The 25,835-nt window shown below is 72.7% G+C and carries 21 protein-coding genes and 1 pseudogene; 9 read left to right on the top strand and 13 right to left on the bottom strand.

The window, feature by feature from the left end; translation table 11 throughout:
• Positions 1 to 39 precede the first annotated feature (39 nt).
• The gene (locus ACH4KB_RS36190) at positions 40 to 1,176 is read right to left on the bottom strand and encodes a zinc-dependent metalloprotease (protein ID WP_398071081.1); all 1,137 of its coding nucleotides are present in this window, start codon (positions 1,174 to 1,176) and stop codon (positions 40 to 42) included.
• A 66-nt stretch (positions 1,177 to 1,242) separates the two neighbouring features.
• Positions 1,243 to 2,721 carry a D-alanyl-D-alanine carboxypeptidase/D-alanyl-D-alanine-endopeptidase gene (gene dacB, locus ACH4KB_RS36185; protein WP_398071079.1) on the bottom strand — a complete coding sequence of 493 codons (1,479 nt, stop codon included), beginning with the start codon at positions 2,719 to 2,721 and terminating at the stop codon, positions 1,243 to 1,245.
• Positions 2,722 to 2,834: 113 nt separating this feature from the next.
• Between dacB and ACH4KB_RS36180 the strand changes: the two genes are divergently transcribed.
• Both ACH4KB_RS36180 and ACH4KB_RS36175 read left to right on the top strand, forming a co-directional pair.
• Entirely contained in the window at positions 2,835 to 3,329 is a 495-nt protein-coding gene (locus tag ACH4KB_RS36180; protein WP_018959738.1) for an inorganic diphosphatase, read from the top strand.
• Between the two features lie 188 nt (positions 3,330 to 3,517).
• Positions 3,518 to 5,221: a threonine/serine exporter ThrE family protein gene (locus ACH4KB_RS36175; RefSeq protein ID WP_398071077.1), complete on the top strand. Its 1,704-nt coding sequence runs from the start codon at positions 3,518 to 3,520 to the stop codon at positions 5,219 to 5,221.
• Between the two features lie 249 nt (positions 5,222 to 5,470).
• Here the strand turns inward: ACH4KB_RS36175 and ACH4KB_RS36170 are convergent, their stop codons facing one another.
• Complete coding sequence (locus ACH4KB_RS36170) at positions 5,471 to 6,196, bottom strand: DedA family protein (RefSeq protein ID WP_398071075.1); 726 nt, start codon at positions 6,194 to 6,196, stop codon at positions 5,471 to 5,473.
• Between the two features lie 353 nt (positions 6,197 to 6,549).
• Here ACH4KB_RS36170 and ACH4KB_RS36165 point away from each other — a divergent pair, with 353 nt between their 5' ends.
• The 3 genes from ACH4KB_RS36165 (at position 6,550) to ACH4KB_RS36155 (ending at position 10,099) form a co-directional block, all read left to right on the top strand.
• Complete coding sequence (locus ACH4KB_RS36165; RefSeq protein WP_398071073.1) at positions 6,550 to 7,860, top strand: ion channel protein; 1,311 nt, start codon at positions 6,550 to 6,552, stop codon at positions 7,858 to 7,860.
• 127 nt (positions 7,861 to 7,987) lie between these two features.
• Positions 7,988 to 8,611 carry an NAD(P)H:quinone oxidoreductase gene (gene wrbA / locus ACH4KB_RS36160; RefSeq protein WP_398071071.1) on the top strand — a complete coding sequence of 208 codons (624 nt, stop codon included), beginning with the start codon at positions 7,988 to 7,990 and terminating at the stop codon, positions 8,609 to 8,611.
• 60 nt (positions 8,612 to 8,671) lie between these two features.
• Entirely contained in the window at positions 8,672 to 10,099 is a 1,428-nt protein-coding gene (locus ACH4KB_RS36155; protein WP_398071069.1) for a glutamate decarboxylase, read from the top strand.
• Between the two features lie 30 nt (positions 10,100 to 10,129).
• Here ACH4KB_RS36155 and ACH4KB_RS36150 read toward each other — a convergent pair whose 3' ends face one another.
• The 4 genes from ACH4KB_RS36150 to ACH4KB_RS36135 form a co-directional block, all read right to left on the bottom strand.
• On the bottom strand, positions 10,130 to 10,957 hold the full coding sequence (locus ACH4KB_RS36150) for an ABC transporter permease (RefSeq protein WP_398071068.1): 828 nt from the start codon (positions 10,955 to 10,957) through the stop codon (positions 10,130 to 10,132).
• A complete protein-coding gene (locus tag ACH4KB_RS36145; protein WP_398071066.1) occupies positions 10,954 to 11,958 on the bottom strand; it encodes an ATP-binding cassette domain-containing protein in 1,005 nt (334 codons plus the stop codon). The genes ACH4KB_RS36150 and ACH4KB_RS36145 overlap by 4 nt, the downstream gene beginning before the upstream one ends.
• A 76-nt stretch (positions 11,959 to 12,034) precedes the next feature.
• A complete protein-coding gene (locus ACH4KB_RS36140; protein ID WP_398071064.1) occupies positions 12,035 to 12,676 on the bottom strand; it encodes a PadR family transcriptional regulator in 642 nt (213 codons plus the stop codon).
• A gap of 24 nt (positions 12,677 to 12,700) precedes the next feature.
• Positions 12,701 to 14,023 (bottom strand): MFS transporter, encoded by a 1,323-nt coding sequence (locus ACH4KB_RS36135; RefSeq protein ID WP_398071062.1) that lies wholly within the window; start codon positions 14,021 to 14,023, stop codon positions 12,701 to 12,703.
• Between the two features lie 65 nt (positions 14,024 to 14,088).
• Here ACH4KB_RS36135 and ACH4KB_RS36130 point away from each other — a divergent pair, with 65 nt between their 5' ends.
• Positions 14,089 to 15,090, top strand: coding sequence for a GlxA family transcriptional regulator (locus ACH4KB_RS36130; RefSeq protein ID WP_398071060.1), 1,002 nt, complete (start codon positions 14,089 to 14,091; stop codon positions 15,088 to 15,090).
• Between the two features lie 18 nt (positions 15,091 to 15,108).
• On the opposite strand, the gene ACH4KB_RS36125 is transcribed toward ACH4KB_RS36130, so the two are convergent.
• The gene (locus ACH4KB_RS36125) at positions 15,109 to 16,566 is read right to left on the bottom strand and encodes an aldehyde dehydrogenase family protein (protein ID WP_398071058.1); all 1,458 of its coding nucleotides are present in this window, start codon (positions 16,564 to 16,566) and stop codon (positions 15,109 to 15,111) included.
• A 58-nt stretch (positions 16,567 to 16,624) separates the two neighbouring features.
• Positions 16,625 to 17,488 carry a helix-turn-helix domain-containing protein gene (locus ACH4KB_RS36120; protein WP_398071056.1) on the bottom strand — a complete coding sequence of 288 codons (864 nt, stop codon included), beginning with the start codon at positions 17,486 to 17,488 and terminating at the stop codon, positions 16,625 to 16,627.
• A 357-nt stretch (positions 17,489 to 17,845) separates the two neighbouring features.
• On the opposite strand from ACH4KB_RS36120, the gene ACH4KB_RS36115 reads away from it, so the two are divergent.
• Complete coding sequence (locus tag ACH4KB_RS36115) at positions 17,846 to 18,352, top strand: ATP-binding protein (protein ID WP_398071054.1); 507 nt, start codon at positions 17,846 to 17,848, stop codon at positions 18,350 to 18,352.
• 37 nt (positions 18,353 to 18,389) lie between these two features.
• Here the strand turns inward: ACH4KB_RS36115 and ACH4KB_RS36110 are convergent, their stop codons facing one another.
• On the bottom strand, positions 18,390 to 18,632 hold the full coding sequence (locus ACH4KB_RS36110) for a DUF397 domain-containing protein (RefSeq protein WP_003968242.1): 243 nt from the start codon (positions 18,630 to 18,632) through the stop codon (positions 18,390 to 18,392).
• 255 nt (positions 18,633 to 18,887) lie between these two features.
• Here ACH4KB_RS36110 and ACH4KB_RS36105 point away from each other — a divergent pair, with 255 nt between their 5' ends.
• Positions 18,888 to 19,406: a hypothetical protein gene (locus tag ACH4KB_RS36105; RefSeq protein WP_398071053.1), complete on the top strand. Its 519-nt coding sequence runs from the start codon at positions 18,888 to 18,890 to the stop codon at positions 19,404 to 19,406.
• An 18-nt stretch (positions 19,407 to 19,424) separates the two neighbouring features.
• On the opposite strand, the gene ACH4KB_RS36100 is transcribed toward ACH4KB_RS36105, so the two are convergent.
• A complete protein-coding gene (locus ACH4KB_RS36100) occupies positions 19,425 to 21,551 on the bottom strand; it encodes an FUSC family protein (protein ID WP_398071052.1) in 2,127 nt (708 codons plus the stop codon).
• 36 nt (positions 21,552 to 21,587) lie between these two features.
• Positions 21,588 to 22,760 carry a DUF2786 domain-containing protein gene (locus tag ACH4KB_RS36095; protein ID WP_398071051.1) on the bottom strand — a complete coding sequence of 391 codons (1,173 nt, stop codon included), beginning with the start codon at positions 22,758 to 22,760 and terminating at the stop codon, positions 21,588 to 21,590.
• Positions 22,761 to 23,004: 244 nt separating this feature from the next.
• Between ACH4KB_RS36095 and ACH4KB_RS36090 the strand changes: the two are divergent.
• A pseudogene (locus ACH4KB_RS36090) lies at positions 23,005 to 24,438 on the top strand (bifunctional 3'-5' exonuclease/DNA polymerase); the annotation flags it as partial.
• A gap of 57 nt (positions 24,439 to 24,495) precedes the next feature.
• Here the strand turns inward: ACH4KB_RS36090 and ACH4KB_RS36085 are convergent.
• Entirely contained in the window at positions 24,496 to 25,686 is a 1,191-nt protein-coding gene (locus tag ACH4KB_RS36085) for a PQQ-binding-like beta-propeller repeat protein (RefSeq protein WP_398071049.1), read from the bottom strand.
• Between the last annotated feature and the right edge of the window lie 149 nt (positions 25,687 to 25,835).

The following is a 25,835-nucleotide window of genomic DNA, read 5'->3' as shown; positions in this document are numbered from 1 at the left end:
GATTGGCGGGCCAATATCGGTCCCCGGAAGGCCCGATGGTCAGGATTCGGCCTTACGGTGCACCCGCGCGACCCAGTCGGCGGGCTTGGCGATCTCGGCCTTGGTCGGGAGGGTGTTCGGTGAGGTCCAGACGCGGTTGAAGCCGTCCATGCCGACCTCTTCGACGACCGATCGTACGAACTTCTCGCCGTCCTTGTACTGCCGGAGCTTGGCGTCCAGGCCGAGGAGCTTGCGCAGGGCCTGGTCGAGGCGGCCGGCGCCCTGGGCGCGGCGCTGCTGGAACTTCTCGCGGATCTCGGTGACGGAGCCGACGACGTCGGGGCCCACGCCGTCCATCACGAAGTCCGCGTGCCCTTCGAGGAGGGACATGACGGCGGTGAGGCGGCCGAGCACTTCCCGCTGGGCGGGGGTCTGGACGATGTCGACGAGGCTCCGGCTGTCGCTCTCGCCCTGTTCACCCTCGGGGCGTCCGGCGCCGGAGAGGGACTGGGCGGCCTCGCGGAGGCGTTCCAGGAAGGTCATCGGGTCGACGTCGGTCTCGTCGAGGAACGTCTGGATCTCGCCCTGGAGGTGGTCGCGGAGCCAGGGCACACCGGTGAACTGGGTGCGGTGGGTCTCCTCGTGGAGGGCGACCCAGAGCCGGAAGTCGTGCGGGTCGACGTCCAGTTCGCGTTCGACGTGGACGATGTTGGGGGCGACGAGGAGGAGCCGGCCGCCGCCGTCGGCGGAGGCGGGCAGGTCCCTGGTGGCCGGGGCGAACGTCTCGTACTGGCCGAGGACCCGGGAGGCGAGGAACGAGAGCAGCATGCCCAGCTCGACGCCGGTGACCTTGCCGCCGACCATGCCGACGACGGCGCCGCCGGGTCCGCCGGAGCGGCGGCTCTCCATCTTGGCGAGCAGGGGGCGCAGCAGTTCGCGGAAGCCGGCGACGTTGGCCTTGATCCAGCCGGCCCGGTCGACGACGAGGACGGGGGTGTCCTCGGGCTCGGTCCCCTCGGGGATCATCCGGGTGAAGAGCCGGACGTGTTCCTCCGAGGCCTTGGCATGCCGCCGCAGCTCCGCGACGACGGCGCGGGCCTCCTCGCGGCTGATGTCGGGGCCGGGCCGGACCAGTCGGGTCGCGGTCGCCACCGCGAGATTCCAGTCGACCATCTGGGCACCACCGATGCTCGTCATGCGTCAACCGTACGTGAGCCCGTCGCCCGGTGGTGGGGTCTTGCACCGCTCTTCGGGTGCTGCGGCCTACTCGGCCGCCGGGTGGGCGAGTGCGGTGGCCAGGGCGTCGAGGGCTGGTTCGGCCTCGGTCGCGGAGCGGCTGCCGGAGGCGAGGAAGGCGAAGGCGAGCAGTCGGCCCCGGGGGTCTACCACGGTCCCGGCGAGGGAGTTGACGCGGCTGAGGGTGCCGGTCTTGGCGCGGATCAGGCCGGTGCCTTCGGAGCCGTCCCCGTAGCGGTCGCCGAGGGTGCCGCTGAATCCGGCGATCGGGAGGCCGGTGAGGACCGGGCGCAGTCCGGGGCGGTCGGGGTCGGCGGCGCGGGCGAGGAGGGTGGTGAGGAGGGCCGGGGTGACCCGGCCCGCGCGGTCGAGGCCGCTGCCGTCGGCGAGGTGGGCCCCGGTCACCGGGACTCCGAGCTTCTTCAGTTCGTTGGTGACGGCGCGGCGGGCTCCGGCGAAGTCGGCGCTCTCGCCCTTGGCGATGGCGGTCTGCCGGGCGAGTGCCTCGGCGATGTCGTTGTCGCTGTTGGTGAGGGTGCGCTCGACGAGGGCGGCGAGCGGGGCCGAGTGGTGGGTGGCGACGGTGCGGGCCCTGTCGTCCGGGCCGGCCTCGCGGGGGGCGCCGGTGACCTCGACGCCGGCCTTCCTCAGCTGTGCGGCGAAGGCGCGGGCGGCGTCGCCGGCGGGGTCGTCGGTGCGCTTGGCGGGGCCGCGGTCCGTGTCGTTGAGGCGGCCCTCGTTGACCATGAGGGCGGTGACGGGGGCGATGTTGTCGTTGGGGCTGATCGGGTGGAGTACGGGGCCGGTGTAGCGGGAGATGTCGTACGTGAGGCGTACGGGGCCTGCGTCCTCGCCGCTGTCCTCGCCGTCCTCGCCGTCCTCGCGGAGGGCCTTCGCGGCGTCGGCGGCCATCGAGCGCAGGGCCGCCTTGCTCAGCGTGGGGTCGCCGCCGCCGACGAGGGTGAGGGTGCGCGCGTCGGCGGAGAGCGCGACGGTGGTGGCGATGCGGTGGTCGGGGCCCAGGGCGGAGAGCGCGGCGGCGGTGGTGGCGATCTTGATGGTGGAGGCCGGGGTCATCGGGGCGGTGGCGCCGGTTCCGTACAGCTGCTTGCCGGTGGCGGTGTCGATGACGGACGCGGCGACCCTGTCGCCGAGTCCGGGCGCGCCGATGAGCGGGGCGAGGGTGTCGCGGAGCACGGCGGCGTCCCTCGGGGCGTCGTGGGTGGTGGTGCCGAGGGCCGGGAGGACGGCCGGGGCGCTGGGGGCCGGGCGGGGGCCGTCGGGTGTCGGGCGGCCGTGATGTGCGCCACCTGTTCGGTCCGCGGTGACTGCCAGTGCCCGCTCGGCCTTACGCTGACCGTTGTCCCAGGGGCCGGCGGCGAGGACGGCGCCGGCGGCGACGACCAGGCCGAGCGTCGCGGAGCCTGCGATGACCTGCCAGGTGTACGACCCGTTGTGTCTGTTCTTCAGGACCTTCAGCCTGCCCCACGGGTCCGACGGGCGCATCGACGGTCTTTCCACCGGCTCGGCCACCGTTGACCAGCCCCTTTCGCGAGCACTCTTCTGCGTGGGGGACACTTAATCACCAGTCGTATGTGTTGATCATGGAGGAGCCACCCGTGGAGTTCGACGTCACCATCGAGATCCCGAAGGGTTCGCGGAACAAGTACGAGGTGGACCACGAGACCGGTCGGATCCGCCTGGACCGTCGACTCTTCACCTCGACCAGCTACCCGGCCGACTACGGCTTCGTCGAGAACACCCTCGGCGAGGACGGCGACCCGCTGGACGCGCTGGTCATTCTGGACGAGCCGACCTTCCCCGGTTGCCTCATCAAGTGCCGCGCCATCGGTATGTTCCGGATGACCGACGAGGCGGGCGGCGACGACAAGCTGCTCTGCGTCCCGGCGTCCGACCCGCGGGTGGAGCACCTGCGCGACATCCACCACGTGTCGGAGTTCGACCGCCTGGAGATCCAGCACTTCTTCGAGGTCTACAAGGACCTGGAGCCCGGCAAGTCCGTCGAGGGCGCCGACTGGGTCGGCCGTACCGAGGCGGAGGCCGAGATCGAGGCCTCGTACAAGCGTCTTGAGGCGCAGGGCGGCGCGCACTGACGTCCCTCTTCCGGTTCCGTTTGTGAGCCGGACGGCCGTCTCGGAACGGGCGGTACACCTCCACGGGTGTACCGCCCGTTTCGCTGTCCGCACTTCCGCGCGTGCGGGGCCCATGCCCGTGGCCATACTGGGCAGACGTGCGACGGGACAGACACCCAGGTTGTGCGGTCGAGGAGGAACGAGGTCGAGTGGTGGCGGAATCGGGCGGTCCTGAGGACCAGAAGCCCCAGTCCGACGAGGCGCGGAGCGCTTTCGCCCCGCCCGCGGGGACGAGTCATCCGGCGTCGCCGCCCGAGGAGGACCATCCGACGTCCGAGTTCGCGCTGCCGACCGGTGTGCACCAGGAGCAGGCCGGTCCGGCCGGTCCGGGCGGCGGCTCCGGGGGCGGTACGAACTCCGACACGCTGAGTTCCGCTTTCACCCCGCCGGCCACGTACAGGGCCCAGCAGTCGCCGCCCGCGTTCACCCCGGCGCAGGGCATTCCGATGGTCAGACTGACCAAGGAGGCGCCCTGGCAGGACCGGATGCGCACGATGCTGCGGATGCCGGTGACCGAGCGTCCGGCGACGGAGGCGATCCAGCGGACCGACGACGAGACGGGTCCCGCCGTGCCGCGCGTGCTCGACCTGACGCTGCGTATCGGGGAGCTGTTGCTGGCGGGCGGCGAGGGCGCCGAGGACGTCGAGGCGGCGATGTTCGCGGTGACCCGGTCCTACGGACTCGACCGCAGCGAGCCGACGGTCACGTTCACGCTGCTGTCCATCTCGCACCAGCCGTCGCTGGTCGACGACCCGGTGACGGCGAGCCGTACTGTACGTCGCCGGGGCACCGACTACACCCGTCTGGCGGCCGTGTTCCGGCTGGTCGACGACATCACCAGCACGGACACCGAGATCTCGCTGGAGGAGGCCTACCGGCGGCTCGCGGAGATCCGCCGCAATCGGCACCCGTATCCGGGCTGGGTGCTGACGGCGGCCGCCGGGCTGCTGGCCGGTTCGGCCTCCGTGCTGGTCGGCGGCGGGTTCCTGGTGTTCGTCGTGGCGGCGGCGGGCGCGATGCTCGGCGACCGTCTCGCCTGGCTGTGCGCCGGGCGCGGGCTGCCGGAGTTCTACCAGTTCACGGTGGCCGCGATGCCGCCCGCCGCGATGGGGGTGGCGCTGACGCTGACCCATTCCACGGACGTCCGGCCCTCGGCGGTGATCACCGGTGGGCTGTTCGCGCTGCTGCCGGGGCGGGCGCTGGTGGCGGGGGTGCAGGACGGGCTGACCGGCTACTACATCACCGCGTCGGCCCGGCTGCTGGAGGTCATGTACTTCTTCATCGGGATCGTCGCGGGCGTGCTGATCATTCTGTACCTGGGGGTGCAGCTGGGGGCCCAGCTCAATCCCGAGGCCGAATTCATCCCCAACGACCGTCCGGCGCTGCAGATCCTGGTGTCGATGACGCTGAGCCTGGCCTTCGCGGTGCTGCTCCAGCAGGAGCGGTCGACCGTGCTGGCGGTGACCCTGAACGGGGGCGTGGCCTGGATCGTCTTCGGGGCGATGGCCCGGACCGGAGGCATCTCGCCGGTCGCCGCGACGGCGGTGGCCGCCGGTCTGGTGGGGCTGTTCGGCCAGTTGTTCTCGCGCTACCGGTTCACTTCCTCGCTGCCGTACATCACGGCGGCGATCGGGCCGCTGCTGCCTGGTTCGGCGACGTACTTCGGTCTGCTGGGCGTGGCGCAGAACGAGGTGAACCGGGGCCTGACCTCGTTGTCGACGGCGGTCGCGACGGCGCTGGCCATCGCGATCGGGGTGAACCTCGGGAGTGAGATCTCGCGGCTGTTCATGGGGGTGCCGGGCGCGATCGGCGGGGCGAGCCGCCGGGCGGCGAAGCGGACCCGGGGGTTCTGAGCGGACGACGACGGTCGGCGGCCCTCTCTCGTACGGCCGCGGCGACGCGCCGGGCCCGCGCGGGTCCCGAGCGGACGGGCTACCCGTACCTCGTGCCTCCGTGCCCGTGCCCGTGCCCGTGCCCGTGCCCGTGTCCATGTCCGTGCCCGTGCCCGTGTCCGTGCCCGTGTCCGTGCCCGTACGACGAAGGCGCCCCTCCCCGGATCTGCGGGGAGGGGCGCCTTCGGTGCGTGTGTACGCGGCGCGGGATCAGCGCTTGGCGTGCCGGCCGCGCTGGCCGGTGGAGGGGCCGTTGCCGCCCGCCGGGGGGCGGCCGGAGCCGTCGCCCTCCCGCGCCTCGGCCGCGGCGGCCTTCTTGCCCTGGCTGCGGGCCCGCAGCACCTCGACCACGATCGGCACCACGGAGATGAGCACGATCAGGATGAGGATCATCTCGATGTGCTCGTGCACGAAGTCGATCTTGCCGAGCATCGCGCCGAGCACGGTGACGCCGACGCCCCAGAGGATCGCGCCGACGATGTTGTACGTGATGAAGGAGCGGTAGTTCATCCGGCTGACGCCCGCGATGATCGGCGTGAAGGTGCGCACGATGGGCACGAAGCGCGCCAGGACCAGGGACTTCGGGCCGTGCTTCTCGAAGAACTCGTGGGCCTTCTCCACGTTCTCCTGCTTGAAGAGGCGGGAGTCGGGGCGCTTGAAGAGGGCAGGGCCGACCTTGCGGCCGAAGAGATAGCCCACCTGGTCGCCGACGATCGCGGCGACGGCGACCAGCGTGCAGACGAGCCAGAGCGGGTACTTCAGCTGGCCCGTGGTCACCAGCAGCCCGGTGGTGAACAGCAGCGAGTCGCCGGGCAGGAAGAACCCGATCAGGAGGCCGGACTCGGCGAAGACGATGAGGAGCAGGCCGGGGAGCCCGAACGTGTTGAGCAGATAGTCCGGGTCCAGCCAGCTCGGTCCGAGCGCAAGCGTATTCAAGGGTCCGGGCTCCAGGATGGTGTGCGATGGCGGCTCTGTGGCTGCCCCAAGCTATCAACGCCCGGCCGGCGCCCTTGGTTCCAGTGGCGCACAGCGCACGTGCACATCGTGCGGAGCGGTCCGAAGCTGCTCGCAGGAGGTGCCACAAACATGGGCATTGAGGATTTCGGCGGCGGTCGGGCCGCCCAGGCGGACGTGCTGGTCGTCACCATCCGGCGCAGGCTGAAGTCGATGATCCACGGTGATCAGCAAGCTGTGACGCGTCCGGGGTACGGGAGTGGGCCGGGCGTGACGCGGGGCCGCCGGGCCACCATTAGGGCGTTTTGTCTGATTCCTCCCTCTAGGGTGAGCCGGTGGCCCCCGCACCCCCCGCGCCCCCGCCGACACCCCCGTCCACTCCGGCTCCCCCGCACCCTCCGGCCGCCCCGGCCCGGCTGCTGCTGCCGCTCGTACCGCCCGCGATCGTCGTCGGCGTCGCCTGCGCGTTGATCCTGCTCGGGGTGAGCCTGCTGGCGGAGGGGCTCCAGGACGTGCTCTGGGAGACCCTGCCCGACGCGCTCGGGGTGGGGCGGTTCTCCTCGCTGTGGATGATCGTGATGCTCACCGCGACCGGTCTCGCGGTGGGGCTCGTCCTGCGGGCCGTGCCCGGTCACGGCGGGCCCGATCCGGCCACCACCGGCCTGGTGGACGCGCCGATGAGGCCCGGCGTCGTGCCCGGGCTGCTCCTGGTGACCGCCCTGGCGCTGGCGGGCGGGGTGAGCCTCGGGCCGGAGAACCCGATCACGGCGGCCAACGTCGCGCTGGCCTTCTGGCTCGGCCGGCGGTTCGCGCCCGGGGCGCCCGGCGAGCTGTGGGTGTCGCTCGCCGCGGCCGGCACGGTGGGGGCCCTCTTCGGGACCCCGGTCGCCGCCGCGCTGATCCTCTCCGAGACGCTGGCCTCGCAGCCGGGCCCCGGGGCGTTCTGGGACCGGCTGTTCGCCCCGCTCGCGGCCGGTACGGCGGGTGCGCTGACCATGTCGCTGATCGCCCACCCCAGCTTCGACCTGTCCCTCCCCGCGTACGCGGGACCGCACTGGGGCGATCTGCTCTCCGCCCTGCTGATCGCCTCGGCGGGGGCGCTCCTCGGCCTGCTCGCGGTGTACGCCTTCCCGGTGGCCCACCGGGCCTTCACCGCGCTGCGGTACCCGGTGCTCGCCCTGACCCTGGGCGGGCTGGCGCTGGGGCTGCTCGGCGTACTGGGCGGCCACCTCACGCTCTTCAAGGGGCTCGACGAGGTGAAGGCGCTCGCCGGGGACCCGGACGGCTGGTCGGCCGGGGAGTTCGCGGGGATGGCGGTGGTGAAGACGGCCGCCCTCGTGATCGCGGCGGCCTGCGGCTTCCGGGGCGGGCGGATCTTCCCCGCGGTCTTCGCGGGGGTGTCGCTGGGGCTCTGCGCCCACGCGCTGGTCGACGCGGTCCCGCCGTCGCTCGCGGTGTCCTGTGCGGTGCTGGGCGTGTTGCTGGCCGTCACCCGGCAGGGCTGGGTGAGCCTGTTCACGGCGGCGGTGCTGGTCAGCGACGCGTCCGTGCTGCCGCTGCTGTGCGCCGCCACCCTGCCCGCCTGGCTGCTGGTCACCGGGCGGGCCCAGATGCAGCTGGACGGGGACGGGAAGCCGCTGCGCTGAGGGGGCCGCCGCCACGGTCACGGGGAAGGCCCCGTCCGACGCGCCGGACGCACCGAACCTCCGTATCGTCTGGTTCGTGCGCCTTTGCGCCACCTTGCACTGATCCTGCTTCGACGGAGGTCCCCGCATGCCCACGCCCGTCAACGTCGCCGTCATCTACTACTCCTCCACCGGCACCGTCGCCGCGATCGCGAAGGCCATCGCCGGGGACGCGGAGCGGGCCGGGGCGCAGGTGCGGTTGCGCCGGGCGGCGGAGCTCGCCCCGCAGGCGGCCATCGACTCCAACCCGGCGTGGGCCGAGAACGTGACCGCCACCGCGGACATCCCCGAGGTATCGGCGGACGACATGGCGTGGGCGGACGCGGTGATCTTCGGTTCGCCGACCCGGTACGGGAACGTCACCGCCCAGCTGAAGCAGTTCATCGACACGCTCGGCGGGATGTGGCAGGCGGGGCAGCTCGCCGACAAGGTCTACAGCGGCTTCACCTCCAGCTCCACCACCCACGGCGGCCAGGAGTCCACGCTGCTCGCGCTCTACAACACGATCCACCACTTCGGCGGCATTCTCGTCGCCCCCGGGTACACCGACCCCTCGAAGTTCGTGGACGGCAACCCGTACGGCACCTCCCACGTCTCCGGGCAGGGCGACATCCCGGTCGGCGAGCAGACCCTGACCGCCGCCCGGGTGCAGGCGGAGCGGGTCGTGAAGTTCACCCGGGCGATCAAGGCGGGCCTGGCCGCCGAGAGCTGACCCCGCACCGCGAGTCGACCCCGCACCCCGACCGCTTCGGCCGAGAGAAGGGCCTCCACCATGCCGCTCCACCCCGGCGCCCACCCGGAACAGGACGAACCTTCGAAGGAGCGGCGCAGGCTCGCCCTGAACCCGTTCTTCGGCGAGGCCGACCCGACGGCCGCGATGAACACCGCGCCGCCCCGGCACCGGCTGCCCGACGGGCCGCTGCCGCCCATGACGGCGTACCGGCTGGTCCACGACGAGCTGATGCTCGACGGCAACTCCCGCCTCAACCTGGCCACGTTCGTCACCACGTGGATGGAGCCGCAGGCCGGCGTCCTGATGGGCGAGTGCCGGGACAAGAACATGATCGACAAGGACGAGTACCCGCGCACCGCCGAGTTGGAGCGGCGCTGTGTGGCGATGCTCGCCGACCTGTGGAACGCGCCCGATCCGAGGGCGGCCGTGGGGTGTTCGACCACCGGGTCGAGCGAGGCGTGCATGCTCGCGGGGCTCGCCCTGAAGCGGCGCTGGGCGAAGCGGAACGCGGACCGCTATCCCGCGACGGCCCGGCCCAATCTGGTGATGGGCGTCAACGTGCAGGTCTGCTGGGAGAAGTTCTGCGATTTCTGGGAGGTGGAGGCCCGGCTCGTCCCGATGGAGGGCGAGCGGTTCCATCTCGACCCGGCGGCCGCCGCCGAGCTGTGCGACGAGAACACCATCGGGGTCGTCGGCGTCCTCGGCTCCACCTTCGACGGGTCCTACGAGCCGATCGCCGAACTGTGCGCGGCCCTGGACGCCCTCCAGGAGCGGACCGGCCTCGATATCCCGGTCCATGTGGACGGGGCGTCCGGCGCGATGGTGGCCCCCTTCCTCGACCCGGACCTGGTGTGGGACTTCCGGCTGCCGAGGGTGGCGTCGATCAACACCTCGGGCCACAAGTACGGCCTCGTCTACCCGGGGGTCGGCTGGGCGCTGTGGCGTACGGCGGACGCGCTGCCCGAGGAGCTGGTCTTCCGGGTCAACTACCTGGGCGGCGACATGCCGACGTTCGCGCTGAACTTCTCCCGGCCCGGGGCGCAGGTCGTCGCGCAGTACTACACGTTCCTGCGCCTCGGGCACGAGGGTTACCGCGCGGTCCAGCAGGCCTCCCGGGACGTGGCCCGCGGCCTGGCCCGCGCGGTGGAGGAGCTGGGTGACTTCAGGCTCCTCACCCGGGGCGACGAGCTGCCGGTGTTCGCCTTCACGACGAACACGGACGTCCACGCGTACGACGTGTTCGACGTGTCCCGCCGACTGCGGGAGCACGGCTGGCTGGTGCCCGCGTACACGTTCCCCGCCAACCGGCAGGACCTCTCCGTGCTGCGGGTGGTGTGCCGCAACGGGTTCTCCTCCGACCTGGCCGAGCTGCTGATCGAGGACCTGAAGCTGCTGCTTCCCGAACTGCGGGCCCAGAAGCACCCGTTGACCCAGGACCGGGCGGCCTCGACGGCCTTCCACCACTGAGCGCGGCTCGCAGCGCCACCCGGGGCACGGCTACCTGCTGAGGCGCGCGAACTTGGCCACCGCCAGCGGGAAGAACACCGCGATGATGACCACCGGCCAGAGCACGGCCAGGAGTTGGGCGTGCTCGGCCGCCCAGGAGCCGGTCGCGCCGCCCGGATTGCCGAACAACTCCCGTACGGCGGTGGCCGTGGCGGACATCGGGTTCCACTCGACCACCGCGCCCAGCCAGCCCGGCATCGACTCGGGGGCGGCGAAGACGTTGGAGAGGAAGCCGACCGGCCAGACCAGGATCTGGACCGCCGCGACCATCTCCGGCCGCCCCGCCACCATGGCCAGCAGGATCCCGACCCAGAGCATCGCGAACCGCAGCAGGAGCAGCAGTCCGAACGCCCCCAGCGCGGCGGCGGCCCCGTGGTGCCAGCGCCAGCCGACCGCGTAACCGACCCCGGTCATCACCGCGAGCGCGGCCGTCGACTGGAGCATGTCCGCGGCGCTGCGGCCGACCAGGACGGCGCCGGGGACCATCGGCATCGAACGGAAGCGGTCGATGACGCCCTTGCCGAGGTCCTGGGTGACCGCGAGCATCGTGCTCTCCAGGCCGAAGGCCATGGTCAGCGCGAGCATCCCGGGGACCAGGAACTCCGTGGGGTCGCCGTCCACGCCCCGGCCGCCGCCGACCAGATACGTGAACATCAGCAGCAGCATCACCGGGAAGACCAGGTTGACCAGGACCGCGACGGGCTGCCGGGCCCAGTGCGCCAGTTCGCGGCGGGTCATCGTCCAGGAGTCGGCCAGGGCCCAGCCGAGGCGGGAGGCCGCCCCGCCCGGCCCGGGCGCCGCCGTCGTCGTCGCGCTCATGCCGCCACCTCCGCGTTCTTGTGCGCCTTCTGCGCCTTCTGCGTCTCCTGCGCCTTCTCGTCACGCTGTTCGCCGGCGGGCTGTCCGGTCAGCGACAGGAACACCTCGTCCAGGGTGGGGCGGCGCACCGCGATGTCCTCCGCCTCGATCCCCGCCTCCTCCAGCACCCGCACCGTCCGGGCCAGGGCCGCCATCCGGTCCGGGGCGGGCGCGCCGATCCGCCGCCGGTCGGCGTCCAGCACCAGGTCCGCGCCGCCGAGCAGGGCGCCCGCCTCCACGAGCCGGGACGCGTCGCGCACGACGATGTCGATCCGGTCGCCGCCGACGAGGGCCTTCAGCTCGTCGGGGGTGCCCTCGGCGACCGCCCGGCCGTCGTCGATGAGGGAGATCCGGTCGGCCAGCTGGTCCGCCTCCTCCAGATACTGCGTGGTCAGCAGCACCGTGGTGCCGCCGCCGACCAGGGACCGCACCGCGTCCCACACCTCGGTCCGGCCGCGCGGGTCGAGGCCGGTCGTCGGCTCGTCCAGGAACAGCACGTCCGGGTCGGTGATCAGCGACGCGGCCAGGTCGAGGCGCCTGCGCATGCCGCCGCTGTACCGCTTGACGGGCTTGCGCCCGGTGTCCGCGAGGCCGAACCGCTCCAGCAGCTCGTCCGCCCGGCTGCCCGCCCGGCGTGCGCCCAGGTGGTACAGCCGCCCGAACATCTCCAGGTTCTGCCGCCCGCCGAGCTGCTCGTCCACCGCCGCGTGCTGGCCGAGCAGCCCGATCCTGCGCCGCACCTCGCCCGCCCGTGCGCGGACGTCGAGGCCGGCCACGGTCACCCGGCCCGCGTCGTGGCGCAGCAGCGTCGACATGATCCGTACGGCGGTGGTCTTGCCCGCCCCGTTGGGGCCGAGCACTCCGTGCACGGTGCCGCTGCCGACGGCCAGGTCCAGTCCGCCCAGGGCGCTCTTCTCCCCGTACCGCTTGTGCACGCCGTCCATGACGATCGCTTCGGTCACGTTTCCCGCCCCTCCTGTAGTCAAACTTGACTAGAAGGTCGAAGGTAAACCCCGGTCCAGCATTCGTCAAACTTGATTAGTCGCGATCGCCAGGGTGGGGTACACCCGTGGCGTAGGGGTTCTCCTCGTCATCGGCGAGCAGCCCGACGAACGGGTCGCCCTCGTCGGCGAAGATGTACGCGCCGCCCTCGATGCGGGCGACCAGACCCCGGGTCCACTCCGCGCCGGTGTCGGCCGAGTGCACCCAGAGGTTCATGATCTCGCCGATGTGGCCGAGGGATTCGGGGCCTTCCTCGGGGGTGTAGTACTCGGTGACCGACCTGCGCCACTCCTCGATGCCCTTGATCCGCTCCTTGAGCAGCGCGACCGCCTCCGCCCGGGGCAGGTCGACGATGAAGCCGATGGCCGCCGAGAGGACGTCCATGTTCTGGTCGTAGGAGCGGATGGCGTCGCGCAGCAGGCGGCGGCACTCCGCCAGCCCCTCGTCCGTGAGCTCGTACTCGGTGCGCGGCGGGCCGCCCGCCGTGGAGGGGGCCGTCTCGTGCGCGAGGAGCAGCCCCTGCTTCGCCATCTGCTTCAGGGCGTGGTAGATCGACCCGGGCTTGGCGTTGGACCACTCGTGGGCGCCCCAGTACTCCAGGTCGTTGCGGACCTGGTAGCCGTGCGCGCGGCCGTGCATGCGCACGGCGCCGAGGACCAGCAGTCGGATCGCGGACATGACACCCAACACCCATCTTCCTATTCAACTTTGACTAGGGTAGCCCGCCCGCTTGCGTTCGGCCGGTGGGTGTGCCCTCACGCGTACGGCCGGCGCCAGCACCGCGGCGACGAGGCAGCCGGCCGCCAGCGCGGCCCACACCACGTCGTACGTGCCGAAAACGTCCCGCGCGGTGGCCCCGAGGAACGCCGAGGCGCCCGCCCCCAGCTGGTGGGCGGCGTTCGTCCAGCCGAAGACGACGGGGCCGTCGTCCCCGTACACACGGCGGGCGAGCTCGATGACGGGCGGCACGGTCGCGACGTCGACGAGTCCGTAGACCGCCACGAACAGGAGCATCGGGGCCGTGACCGTGGAGGTGAACACCAGGGGCAGCGCGAGCAGGGTGAGCGCGCGGACGGCGAAGCAGACGGCCAGCAGCCGGCGCGGGTCGAACCGGTCGGTCAGCCAGCCGGCCAGCAGCGCTCCGAGGACGGAGAAGACCCCGACGAGGGACAGCAGCGAGGCCGCCGCCGTGGCCCGCATGCCGTGATCATGTGCGGCGGGCGCCCAGTTGGACCACATGATGCCGTTGGTCGACGCCCCGCAGAGGGCGAACACCCCGGCGAGCAGCCAGAACGGACCGGTGCGCGCCGCACGCAGCAGCACCCTCAGTGCCCGCCCGGCCGCCCCGGGGACCGGCGGTGGCCGGGGAACGAACTCCGTTACCCCGTACGGCTTTACGCCCACGTCCGCCGGGTGGTCGCGCAGCAGCAGGAACACCAGGGCGGCGACCACCAGGGCCACGAGCGCCAGCGTCACCACCGGCGGGCGCCAGCCGAAGCGGCCGACGGACCAGGCCAGCAGGGGCAGGAAGAGCAGCTGGCCCAGGTGGCTGGAGGAGCTGAGCGCACCGGTCACCAGGCCGCGCCGCCGGTCGAACCAACGGGCGGTGATCCCGGCGGCGAACGTCATGGTCAGGCAGCCGCTGCCGAGGCCGATCAGCACGCCCCAGTACGCGACCAGCTGCCACGGCCGCGTCATGACGCCGGTGAGCAGCGCCCCCGCCGCGACCAGGAGCAGCGCGCCCATGACGACGCGGCGGGCCCCGATCCGGTCCATCAGCGCCGCCGCGAACGGGGCGGTGAGGCCGAACAGCACCATGTTCACCGAGGCGGCGAGAGCGATCTGCCCGCGCTCCCAGGCGTACTCCTCGTGCAGGGGCGTCACCAGCAGGCCCGGCACGGTAGTGAACGCCCCGGCCGTGACGATGGCCGCGCCCGCGACGGCGGCCATCAGCCAGGCACGGTGAATCCGGGAGGGCCGACGGGAGGGCGGGGTGTACGGGGATACCGAGGTCGAAGGGGCCATGGGTTCAGCGTCGCGAGCGGGGCGTTGTCCCCACGAGTGTCCAGATGGACCGGGTGCGCAAGGATATGGCCATGACAGTCTTCACCCACCCCGGGCGGCACCGCGTCGCCGTGCTCGCCCGCGCGGTCCTGCTCCCCATCGAGCTGGGCATCGTGCACCAGCTCTTCGGCCAGGCCAGGCAGGGGGCCTCGGCGGACGGCGAGCCGCTGTACGAGGTCGCCACCTGCTCCCTGTCGCCCGGGGACGTGCGCACGGACGGCGACTTCACCGTGGCCGTCCCGCACGGCCCCGAGGCACTGGCCGAGGCCGACACCGTGATCGTCCTGTCCTCGTACGAGGACTACGTCCAGGAGACGCCGGCCCTCCCGGCCCCGCTGGCGGAGGCCTTCGCGCTGATCCGGCCCGGCGTCCGGGTGGCCTCGATCTGCACCGGAGCGTTCGTGCTGGCCTCGGCCGGGCTGCTCGACGGCCACACGGCGACCACCCACTGGCGGTACACGGAGCTGTTCGCCCGGCTCTTCCCCCGGGTCGAGCTGGACCCGGACGTGCTCTACACCGACGGGGGGACCGTGCTGACCTCGGCGGGCTGCGCCTCCGGGATCGACCTCTGCCTGCACATGATCCGCCGCGACCACGGGAGCGCCGTCGCGAACGACGTGGCCCGGCGCACGGTCGTGCCGCCCCACCGCGAGGGCGGGCAGGTCCAGTACATCCGCCGGCCCGTGCCGGAACGGTCGGTTCCGGGGACCTCGGCCGCCCGTGCGTGGGCGCTGCGGCGGCTCCAGGACCCGATCACACTGGGGCAGCTGGCGGCCAGGGAGTCGATGAGCGTGCGGCACTTCACCCGGCGGTTCCGGGACGAGGTCGGCCTGACGCCCATGAACTGGCTGACCCGGCAACGTATCGAACTGGCCCGGGAGTTGCTGGAGGAGTCGGACGTGCCCGTCGAGCAGGTGGCCGCGCGCGCCGGGCTCGGCACGGCGGCCAATCTGCGTCACCACTTCCACGCGGCGCTGGGCGTCTCGCCGAGCGCCTACCGCACCACGTTCCGGGGGCCGGGGAACTGACGAGGGCGCACGCCCCCGTCAGAACGGGAAGACCGAGCGGCCGTGCTGGATCGACATCCACCGCTGGGTGGTGAACGCCTCGACCACCGCCTCGCCGTTCAGGCGCCCCACCCCGGACGTCTTCTCGCCGCCGAACGCGACCAGCGGATCGTCCTGCACCGTGGAGTCGTTGACATGGAACATCCCGCTGACGATCCGCCGCGCGAACTTCACGCCGCGCTCCGCGTCCCGGGTGTGCACCGCGCCGCTGAGCCCGTACGGGCTCTCGTTGACGATCCGCACGGCCTCCTCCTCGCCGTCGAACGTCATCAGCAGGGCCACCGGGCCGAGGATCTCCTGCCGAAGCAGCGGGGAGTCCTCCGCGAGACCGGTCAGGACGGTCGGGCCGACGACGTTGCCGACGGTCCGGCCGCGCACGAGCGCCGTCGCGCCGTCCGCGACCGCCCGGGCCACCAAGGCGTCCAGCGCGTCGGCCTGGAAGGCGTTGATGACGGGTCCGATCCGGGTCTCCGGGTCCCTCGGGTCCCCGGCCTTCAGGGCGGCCACCTCGGCGGTGAACCGTTCGGTGAACTCCGCCGCCACCGACCGGTCCACCAGGATCCGGTTGGCCGCCATGCTGACCTGCCCCTGGTGCAGGAAGCGGCTGAAGACGGCGGCCCGGACCGCGTAGTCGACGTCGGCGTCCTCCAGCACCACCAGGGCGCTGTTCCCGCTCAGTTCGAGGATGGTCCGTTTGAAGGCGCCCGCCGCGGTGGCGGCGACGTGCCGGCCGACCCGGTCCGATCCGGTGAACGAGATCACCCTGGGCACGGGGTGCTCGATGAACGCGTCGCCGATCTCGGCGCTGTCGGTGATCACCACGTTGAGCAGCCCGGCCGGCAGCCCGGCGTCCTCGAATATCTTCGCGATCAGACCGCCGCCCACGACGGGCGCGTTCTGATGGGGTTTCACGACGACCGCGTTGCCGAGCGCCAGGGCGGGGGCCACGGACTTCATCGTGACCAGGAAGGGGAAGTTGAAGGCGCTGATGACACCCACGACACCGACGGGCAGCCGGTACAGCCGGTTCTCCCGGCCGTCCCCCACGGCGGGCAGCAGCCGCCCGGTGGGCCGCAGCGCCTGACGGATCGCCTCGCGCAGGAACTCGGTGGCGCCCCGGACCTCGTACTGGGCCCGCAGCCGGGTACCGCCCAGTTCGTCGATGATCGCCTCGACGATCTCCTCCGCGCGTTCACCGGTGACGCGGAGCGCGCGTTCGAGGACGGCGCGACGCTCGTAGGGATTGACGGCGGCCCATTCCCGCTGGGCCCGCTCGGCGGCCCGGTAGGCCCGGTCGACCTCCAGCGCGGTGGCCACGGTGACGACGGCGAGTTTCTCACCGTTGTAGGGATTGAAATCGATGATGTCCCACGAGCCGCTACCGGTCAGCCACTCGCCGTCGATGTACTGGTGGGCCAGTTCATGGAAGAAGGACATGCAATCCCTTACTGCAGGCGTTCGCAGACTCCTGATGCGACGTCATCGTACTGAGATATTAAGCCAGTTGAAGTAGACCGCGCAGAAGATCCCGGCTGTCTTCCGATGTGGGGCTGTCCTGGGCGAGACCCGCCATGGCCTTTTCGTACTGCGCGACTTCCTCGGGCTTGTCCAGATAGAGCGCACTCGTCAGCTGCTCCAAATAGACAATGTCCGACAGATCGGATTCCGGGAAGCGCAGCATCGTGAACGCTCCGCTCTCGCCGGCGTGACCGCCATGGCTGAAGGGCATGACCTGGAGCGTGATGTTCGGCTGCTCCGACATATCGATCAGATGCCGCAATTGGGCACGCATGACGTCACGATCGCCGTACGGACGGCGCAGCGCCGCCTCGTCGAGAACGGCGTGGAACGTCGGGGCGCGTTCCGAGACGAGGGCCTTCTGGCGCTCCAGCCGGAGGGCCACCCGGCGGTCGACCTCGGCGGGCGAGGCTCCGCGCATGCCGCGCGAGACGACGGCGTGGGCATACGCCTCGGTCTGCAACAGCCCGTGCACGAACTGCACTTCATAGACACGGATGAGGGAGGCGGCACCCTCCAGGCCGATGTACGTCTGGAACCAGCCGGGCAGCACGTCTCCGTAACTGTGCCACCAACCGGCCACGTTGGCCTCACGGGCCAGGCCGAGGAGGGAGTCGCGCTCCGCCTCGTCCGCGACTCCGTAGAGCGTGAGCAGGTCCTCGACGTCCCTGGCCTTGAAGCTCACCCGTCCCAACTCCATGCGGCTGATCTTCGATTCGGAGGCCCGGATCGAGTAGCCGGCCGCCTCACGGGTGATTCCGCGCGACTCCCGCAGTCTCCTGAGCTGAGAGCCCAGGAGGATGCGCCGCACCACCGATCCACTCGACTCGCCTGCCGACACTGGCCCGACCCTCCCCATCGCTTCCCCTGGCAACCGGAGCCCCCCAACCCCGACTGCCGGATTCTGCCACCAAAACGCTTCAGCCCGTACTCATTCGATTACGGAAATGGGAAGACGTTTAGGAAGCGCCCGAAACTGGCCCTGGGAAGAAATACCCCGGAACCACCACGGTATCGGGCAGGTCCGGCGCGTGCACGTGCATCTGCCCTTGCATCTGCCCTGCGCATTCGGAACCATGGTCCTCGCGCACCTGCGTGCTCGTGTTGTGCCGCTGTACCCCCCGCAGTACCGCTACAGGCAGTGCCGCTACAGCCGCGAATCCCGGGAGTGCCTCGTATGGGGACGAATGGATCGACGATGCTCGAGCCGTTACGGCAGGGGCTTCCCCCCACCGACCCCTCGGGGGTTGCCGGATCGGCGTCCTGTGCTCTGCCCGCACGGTACGAAGCGGTCGGCGGGGCAAGGAAGTTCACCCGGTCGACGCTGGAGCGATGGGAGCTGGGCGACCGTTTCGACGACGTCGCCCTGGTGGTGTCCGAACTCGTCACCAACGCCCTGCGCCACGCGCTGCCCGGCGATCCGCCCCGGGAATTCCAGGACCCGCCGGTGCGACTGCATCTGATGCGCTGGACCTCGCGACTGGTGTGCGCCGTGCGCGACCCCAGCCGGGAGAGCCCGGTGGCGGGCCAGGCGGCGGATTCGGCCGAATCCGGCCGCGGACTCTTCCTGGTGGAATGCGTCAGCGACAGCTGGGGCTGGCACCCCTCTCCCGTACAGCTCGGAGAACTGCCTTCGGGCCCGTTGTACGGCAAGGTCGTCTGGGCCCTTTTCCGGCTCCAGGAGAACGCGAAGCCGGGTTCGTGAGTACGCCGGTCCGGCCCGTCACGGGCCGGACCCCGCGTCAGGCGCCTGCGGCGAGGTGGTCGAACTCGCCGTCCTTGACGCCGAGCAGCAGCGCCTCTATCTCCGCGGGCGTATAGACGAGGGCGGGCCCGTCGGGGTGACGGGAGTTCCGCATCGCCACATTCCCTCCGGGCAGCCGCGCGAACTCCACACAGGATCCCTGGGAGTTGCTGTGCCTGCTCTTCTGCCAGACGACTCCGCGAAGCTCTGTGGCCGCCATGCCGTTGTACACGTGGTGCACAGGACGCTCCCCGAGTTGCAAGGTGCAAGTGTCAACTAGCTCGGATCATAGCTCTGTTCATATGCCAATGCATGAGCAGATGCACGTGCACACGGGGTGTTCCTTTGATTACAGGCTTTTCCGCCCCGGCCGCGCCCTCCGGGAAGAGAGACGAACGGCACGCCTATTTCGCTCCCGTTCAAGGGAGTTGATCGTTGCGGACCTTGGTAACGTGGCGCGGTCTTTCGACCGGAGAACAGCAAGGGGGAACTCCACGTGACCAGGTCTCTACGCACCGGCGCCGTCGCGGTCGCCGCTCTGGCCGCCGCACTGGCGCTCACAGCGTGCGGCGGCGACGGAGCGAGCAAGGATTCCGGCGCGGATTCCGCGGCGAGCGCGACGCCCGGGAGCGGCGGCGGCAACGGTTCCGGGGAGTCCACCGGCAGCGGCGCCGTGGACGCCGCGGCGCTGGAGGGCACCTGGGTGGGGCTGACGGACGGCAAGAACGTCACGGCGTCCATCAGCGCCCGCAAGGTCGCCCTGGTCGCCGATCAGTCCGTGTGCCAGGGCGATGTGAAGGACATGGGCGGCGAACCGATGCTGGCGCTGAAGTGCACCGGCGGCTCCACCGACCGCACGATGGGCGCGATCGACTCCGTGGACGGCACGAAGCTGGTGCTCTCGTGGGACGGCGGCGTCAAGGACACCCTCACCAAGGCCGACCCGGGCAAGCTGCCGAGCGGCATGCCCTCGCTCCCCGGCCTCGGGGACCTGCCCGGGATTCCCGCGCCCTGACGCCCGCCCGAGGGGCGGTCAGCCCTCGGCCAGCGTGCTGCTGACCCGGGTGGAGCCGCCCCGCTCGTCCAGGGCCCGGGTGAACTCCTCCAGCGCGTCCAGGAGCAGCGCCGCGCCCCGGCGCACGACCGGGTCGCCGATCGGCGTCGTGCCGTCGTCCGTCGGGGTGGGCATGTCCCAGTGGGCCACCGCGTCCACCACCGGCTGCCAGTCGGGCAGCCGCCGCTCCCGTACCGCCCTGGCGCCCTTCTCGGTGGCCCGGCGCAACGCCTCGGCCAGCTGGGCGGCGCCGGGCACCGGGTCGGCCGACCGGGCCGGCAGATGGGCCTCCAGAACCATCGCGGACCGGCCCAGCTGGGCCAGCGCGTGCTGGGCGTCGGTCGCGGCGGCCCGGGAGATGCCCCGGTGGCGTACGGGTTCGTGCTGGGCGGTCGCCAGCGCCTCCTGCCACGCCACACGCGCCTCCCGGGTGGCGATCAGGGTGTCCCGGACGTCCTCGGCGTCCCGGGAGGCGGGGTCCGCGTACCGGTCGACGACCGCGGCCGCGTACCGCCCGTCCGCCACCAGCCAGTCGGCCAGCCGGTCGCGCAGCCGCGGGGTCTCCCAGGCCGGGTAGACGGCGTACGAGATCATCGCCAGGAGTCCGCCGACGAGCGTCAGGACGATGCGCTCGGTGACGGTCTGGGACCAGTCGCCGCCGGCCATGCCGAGCAGGAAGACGACGTACGCGGCGACGCAGACCTGGCCGACCGCGTAACCGGTGCGCATCAGCAGGTACATCAGCCAGGCGCAGATCACCGCGAGGAGGGCGGAGAGCCGGGCGTCGGGACTGGTGGTCTGCACGACGGCGGTGGCGAGTCCGACGCCGACGAGGGTGCCGCCGAAGCGTCCCGCCGCGCGGGAGTACGTCTGCGAGAACTCGGGCCGCATCACCATGACGGCGGTCATCGGGGCCCAGTAGCCGTGGCCGAGCGGCACGGCCTCGCCGACGAAGTACCCGCAGACGGCGACCACCGCGACCCGGACGGCGTGGCGCAAAATCGGCGAGTTGTGGTGCAGCTCGCGGCGCATCGCGGCCAGCACCACCGGGACCAGCTTCAGCAGCGTGGGCCGGTGCCGGGTGTCCGGGGCGAGGTCGGTGGGGACCCCGCTGTCGGTCCCGGTGCCCTCGGCGATCTCCAGGACGTCGTCGAGCAGGGCCGAGAGCCGGTCGGCGGCGCGGCGGGCGGGTCCGACGAGGATCACATCGTTGTCGGGGGTCTTCAGGACGCCCAGGTCGGTGGCGGAGAGATGGACGGGTTCGCCGTGCCGGACGGCCCGCGCGGCAGCGTCCAGGACCGATCCGGCCGCGCCCAGCAGCTCGTTCACCCAGAGCCGCTCCAGGCCCTCGCCGGGCACCCCCATCGCCGGGTCCGCGAGCGAGGCGAGCACCGGGCGCAGCCGCTCGGCGACCCCCCGGGCCCCGTGGAGTTCGGCGGGGCGGCGGCGGGCCTGGCGCGGGGTGACGGCGGCGGCGCTGCGGGCGGTCATCAGGGGCAGCGGGTCGAAGGGGGCGACCGGGTCGAACCGCAGCCGCCGGGCGTAGTCGGCCTCGGCGGCCAGGGCGTCGGCGAGCGCGTCGCGCTGGGCGCCCCATCTGCGGACCGGGAGGAGGACGATGAGCGCCGCCTGCACGACCCCGCCGGCGACGATCATCACGGCGTGGGCGGCGGCGTCCACGACCGAGGTGGGCAGGGTGATCGTCACCAGCATGATCGCGACGTTGGACGCGGCGATGATGCCGCCCGTGGGGCCCGCCGCCCAGGCCAGTCCGGCGAGGAAGGTCCAGGCGCCGAGGAGGCACAGGAAGAGCACGACGTGCGCGCCGCTGACGTAGCCGACGAACGTCGAGACGGCGAGGCTCGCGCCGGAGACGAGGGCGAGGACGGGGCGGGGCCGCCAGCTGCGCTGGAAGGTGGCGAGGGCCGCCTGGAACGCGCCGAACGCGGAGCTCGCCGCGATCTCCGGCCCGAACAGCACGAGGCCGGCCCCGACGACGAGGGCGAGACCGGCCGCACCGCGCAGGGCGATGAGGGGTTCCAGCCTCTGCCGCTCGATCTCCAGCCCCGAGCGGGCGGTCTCCTTCAGCGCCCGGAGCCAGCTCATGGACCGAGCCTAGCCGCAATCCGGAACAAGCCCGACTTACGCCATGATTTCGCCGTCGGGTCCCCGGGGTGTGCCGCCCGTGTGGGCCCGGTCGGCGGCCTCGGTGCCGTGCGTCCAGCCGTCCAGGTCGGTGACGCCGCGGACCCGGGATGTCGTGGTCCTCGGGAACATCCGCCCGGCGGTCTCGGTGACCGCGACGTCCCGGGCGGCCAGCACCGGCAGCAGCTCGCCGGCCGGGACCGCGTCAGCGCCGTCCGCCGCCGCGGTGACCCGCTCGGCGCCGTCGGCGAGCCGGCGGCCGAGCCGCTGGGCGTATCCCATCAGGAACGCCTGCCGGAAGGTCTTGGTCCGCTTGCGTCCTCCGGCGCGCTGACCGGCCTCCGCCCGGGTCATCGCGGCCGTCCCCTGGACGAGCAGGGAGGTGAACAGCAGCTCGACGGCCTCCAGGTCCGGCTCGAAGCCGACGACCGTGGTGAAGCCGAGATCGTCGTTCCACACGGCCCGGCAGCGGTTCGCGGAGGCGACGGCGTCGAGCAGGATCGCCTTGGCGCTCTCGTACGGGGGCTCCACCCCGATCCGGCAGGCGCCCGGCGTCTCGCGGCTGTGCGTCCGGGCGGCGAGGAGGGCCTCGTCGATGCTGTGCCGGGCCATCAGCTCCTGCGCCTTGGTGGTCAGCGCCTCGGCCTCCTCCGGGAAGCCGGTCGCCTCCGCCTTCGCCAGCAGCGCCCGGATCCGGGTGAGCATGCGGGGCTCGTCGGCGGCGGGCGGCCGGTGCAGGTGGTCGGCGGCGGCGCCGGGCGGGGGTCCCACGGGCTCGATGGCGGGCAGCCGCAGCAGCAGCCGGTACAGCTCCAGCAGGTCACCCGCGTAGCGGAACCGGTCCGGGCGGTTGCGCGGCACGGGGGCGGGCAGCTCGGCGAGCTGCTGCCGCCAGCGGGGCGGCAGCTCCGCGTACCGGGCGGTCTCGGCGGCGATGAGGGTCGCGGCCAGCGCCGCCCGCCGCTCGTCCAGCTCGTGACGGACGAACCGGACCAGGTCGGCCGGGTGCCAGCCCCGGTCCCACGCCCGGCGCACGAACTCCTCGCCGCGCCGGTGCGCCTCCGCGTCCGCCTCCGGGGCGGCGGCGAGCAGGGAGGCCCCGGTGTCGAGGGCGGCGTCGCCCTCCGCGTAGAGGGCCGCCGCGCACGCCCGGTCGATCACCGATTCCATCCGGCCAAGGGTAGGCGCACCGCTCGCACCGCTCGCACCGCTCGCACGGCCCGCACGGCCCACACGGCCCGCACGGCCCACACGCCCCTTTTACGGGAGCCACGGAAGCCGGAGCCCTCACGGCCCACCGCCCTGCGCCGCCCGCCAGGCGCCACGGCGCGCCGTGCCGCCCGCACCGCCCGCGGGCGCCACGGCGCGCTTCGCCTCCGGGGCACTGTCAGTGGCGGGTGCCAGACTCGCACCCATGACCGAACGGTGGGCGGTGGCGGCTGCGGACGGGGGCGGGGCGCTGCTCGCGCCGCTGGCCCGGGACGGCATGCCCGCCGGGCCGGTCCTCGCCGAGCCCGACCTCGTCGAGGCGGTCCGTTCCCGGCCCGACGTGGTGCGCTGGGTGTGGCGGTCGACCGCCGAGATCTACCCCAGGCTGCTGGCCGCCGGGGTCCGGGTCGAGCGGTGCTACGACATCGAGTGCGCCGAGCTGCTGCTGCTCGGGCACGCCGGGCGGCTCGGCGAGCCGCGTTCCGCCGCCGCCGCGCTGGCCCGGCTCGACAACGCTCCGGTGCCGCCCGACCCGCCCGCCCGGTCGGCCGAACCGGGCGCGCAGTCCCCCCTCTTCGAGCCGCCGTCGGGCCCCGGGGTGCCGTTCGAGGGGCTCCTGCGGGTCTACGCGGACCAGGTGCGCCGTCACGACGCGGCGGAGCACCCGGACCGGATGCGCCTGCTGACCGCGTCGGAGTCGGCGGGGATGCTCGTGGCCGCCGAGATGCACCGGACCGGGCTGCCCTGGCGCGCCGACGTCCACCGGGAGCTGCTGAACGGGCTGCTCGGCGAGCGGTACGCGGGCGGCGGCGAGCCCCGCAGACTCGCCGAGCTGGCGGACGAGGTGTCGGCGGCGTTCGGCCGAAGGGTCCGCCCCGACCTGCCGGCCGATGTGGTGAAGGCGTTCGCGCAGGCGGGCATCCGCGTGAAGTCGACCCGGCGGTGGGAGCTGGAGGAGCTGGACCATCCGGCGGTCGAGCCGCTGATCGCGTACAAGAAGCTGTACCGGATCTGGACGGCGCACGGCTGGTCCTGGCTCCAGGACTGGGTGCGCGACGGCCGTTTCCGCCCGGAGTACCAGCCGGGCGGCACGGTCAGCGGCCGCTGGACGACCAACGGCGGCGGGGCCCTCCAGATCCCCAAGGTGATCCGGCAGGCCGTCGTCGCCGACGCGGGGTGGCGGCTCGTCGTCGCGGACGCCGACCAGATGGAGCCCCGGGTGCTGGCGGCGATCTCCCGCGACCGGGGCCTGATGGAGGTGGCCGGTCATGACGGCGACCTCTACAAGGCCCTGTCCGACCGGGCGTTCTCCGGCGACCGCGACCACGCCAAGCTGGCACTGCTCGGGGCGATCTACGGCCAGACGTCCGGGGACGGCCTGAAGAACCTGGCCGCGCTGCGCCGCCGCTTCCCGCTCGCCGTCGCCTATGTCGACGACGCGGCGCGGGCGGGCGAGGAGGGGCGGGTGGTGCGGACCTGGCTGGGCCGGACCAGCCCGCCGGTCGCACTGGCGGGGCAGGACGAGGAGGCGGGCCTTCCCCAGGAGGGTCCCGAGGGGTCCGGGGCCGGGGCGGGCGGCGGGGCGGCGCGGGGCCCGGGGGGGGTGACCCCGCATTTGTTGGGGGGGGGGGCCCCGGCCCCCCGGGGGGCCCCCCGGGCCGGGGTCACGGGGGGTCCCGCCCCCCCGTCGTCCTCGCTACACCGCCGGCAGCGCGTAGATCTCGTGGCCGTGCGTCGCCATCAGGCGGTGGCCCGCGACGGCGAGCCGCCAGGGCTCGCCGACGGCCTTGCTGTCGGTGTACGTCCAGCGGAGCCTGCCCGTCCGTGTCTCCAGGGCCACGATGCCGCCGTCGAGGGAGCCGGTGGCGCCGTACAGGGTCGAGCCCACGCGCTGGAACGTCTCGGGGCCCGCGACGTCGAGTTCGTCGCAGAGCCAGTTCCGCTTGCCGGTCTTGACGCCGACGGCCCATACGCCGTCGTCGTGGTCGCTGACGTAGAGCACGCCGTCGACGGCCGTCGGGTTGCCGAAGCCGCGGCGGCCGGCCGGGGCGAGTGTCCAGACGGTGCTGCCCTTCTCCACGTCGAGGGCCTTGAGTTCGTCGCCCGGGAGGAAGACGAGGCCGCCGGCGACGGTAGGCCGCCAGGACCACTCCTCGCCGATCTTCCGGGTCCACACCTGGCCGCCGGTGGCGGTGTCGCGGACGGTCAGGTTGAGGTTCGAGTCGGCGTAGACCAGGTACGTGCCCGAGGCGGTGCCCTGGACGTCGTAGTCCCTGGTGCCCCAGTCCCGGTGCTGGACCCACGCGGTCCTTCCCGTGGTGTGGCTGACGGCCGCGACGGCCGTGCGGTACTCGGTGGCGCTCTTCGACTGACCGTGGTCCTTCGCCGTGACGTAGACGTTCCTGTCGTCGATGGCGATCGTGTCCTCGACGGACAGTTGCTTGCCGAGACGGCTGCGCCAGGTCTCTTCGCCGGTCCTGACGTCGTAGGCGACCAGGGCGCCCTCGTAGTCGCCGTCGGCGAGGAACACCTTGCCGTCGTGGAAGAGGAGCTGGGCTCCGGGCCGGCAGATGCCCGGCTTGCTCCAGCGGGCCTTGCCGGTGCGGACGTCGTAGGCGACGAGCGGGTCGCCGCTGACCAGGAGCAGTCCGTCGTGGGTGAGCAGCGGTACGCCCGGGCTGGTGCCGTCCTCCTTCGCCGACTTGTGCCACAGCGGCTGCGGGGCCACCGCGGCGGGCGGCGTCGTGAACGTCCCGTCCACGGGCTCGGCCGAACGGCCCTTGCCCGGGGCGTCCGTCGCCCCGTCCGAGCCGCCGTCCCCGGAGGCGAGCACCCAAGCGGTGCCCCCCCCGGCCCCCGCCACGGCCGCCGCGCCCCCGAGCGCCAAGCCCAGCACCCCGCGCCGGGGGCGGACCGGCGCGGGGGGGCCCCCCGCCCCCCCCACCCCGCGGGGGGGCCCGGCGCGGGGGGGCCGGCCGGCCCCCGCTCCGTGATGCTCACGTTGCGATGCGCTTCGGGGTACTGCGCGCTGCGACT

The organism is Streptomyces sp. NPDC017520, from assembly GCF_044329855.1.
In the GTDB taxonomy this organism is placed as follows: domain Bacteria; phylum Actinomycetota; class Actinomycetes; order Streptomycetales; family Streptomycetaceae; genus Streptomyces.
This window is presented reverse-complemented; position numbering and strand designations above follow the sequence as displayed.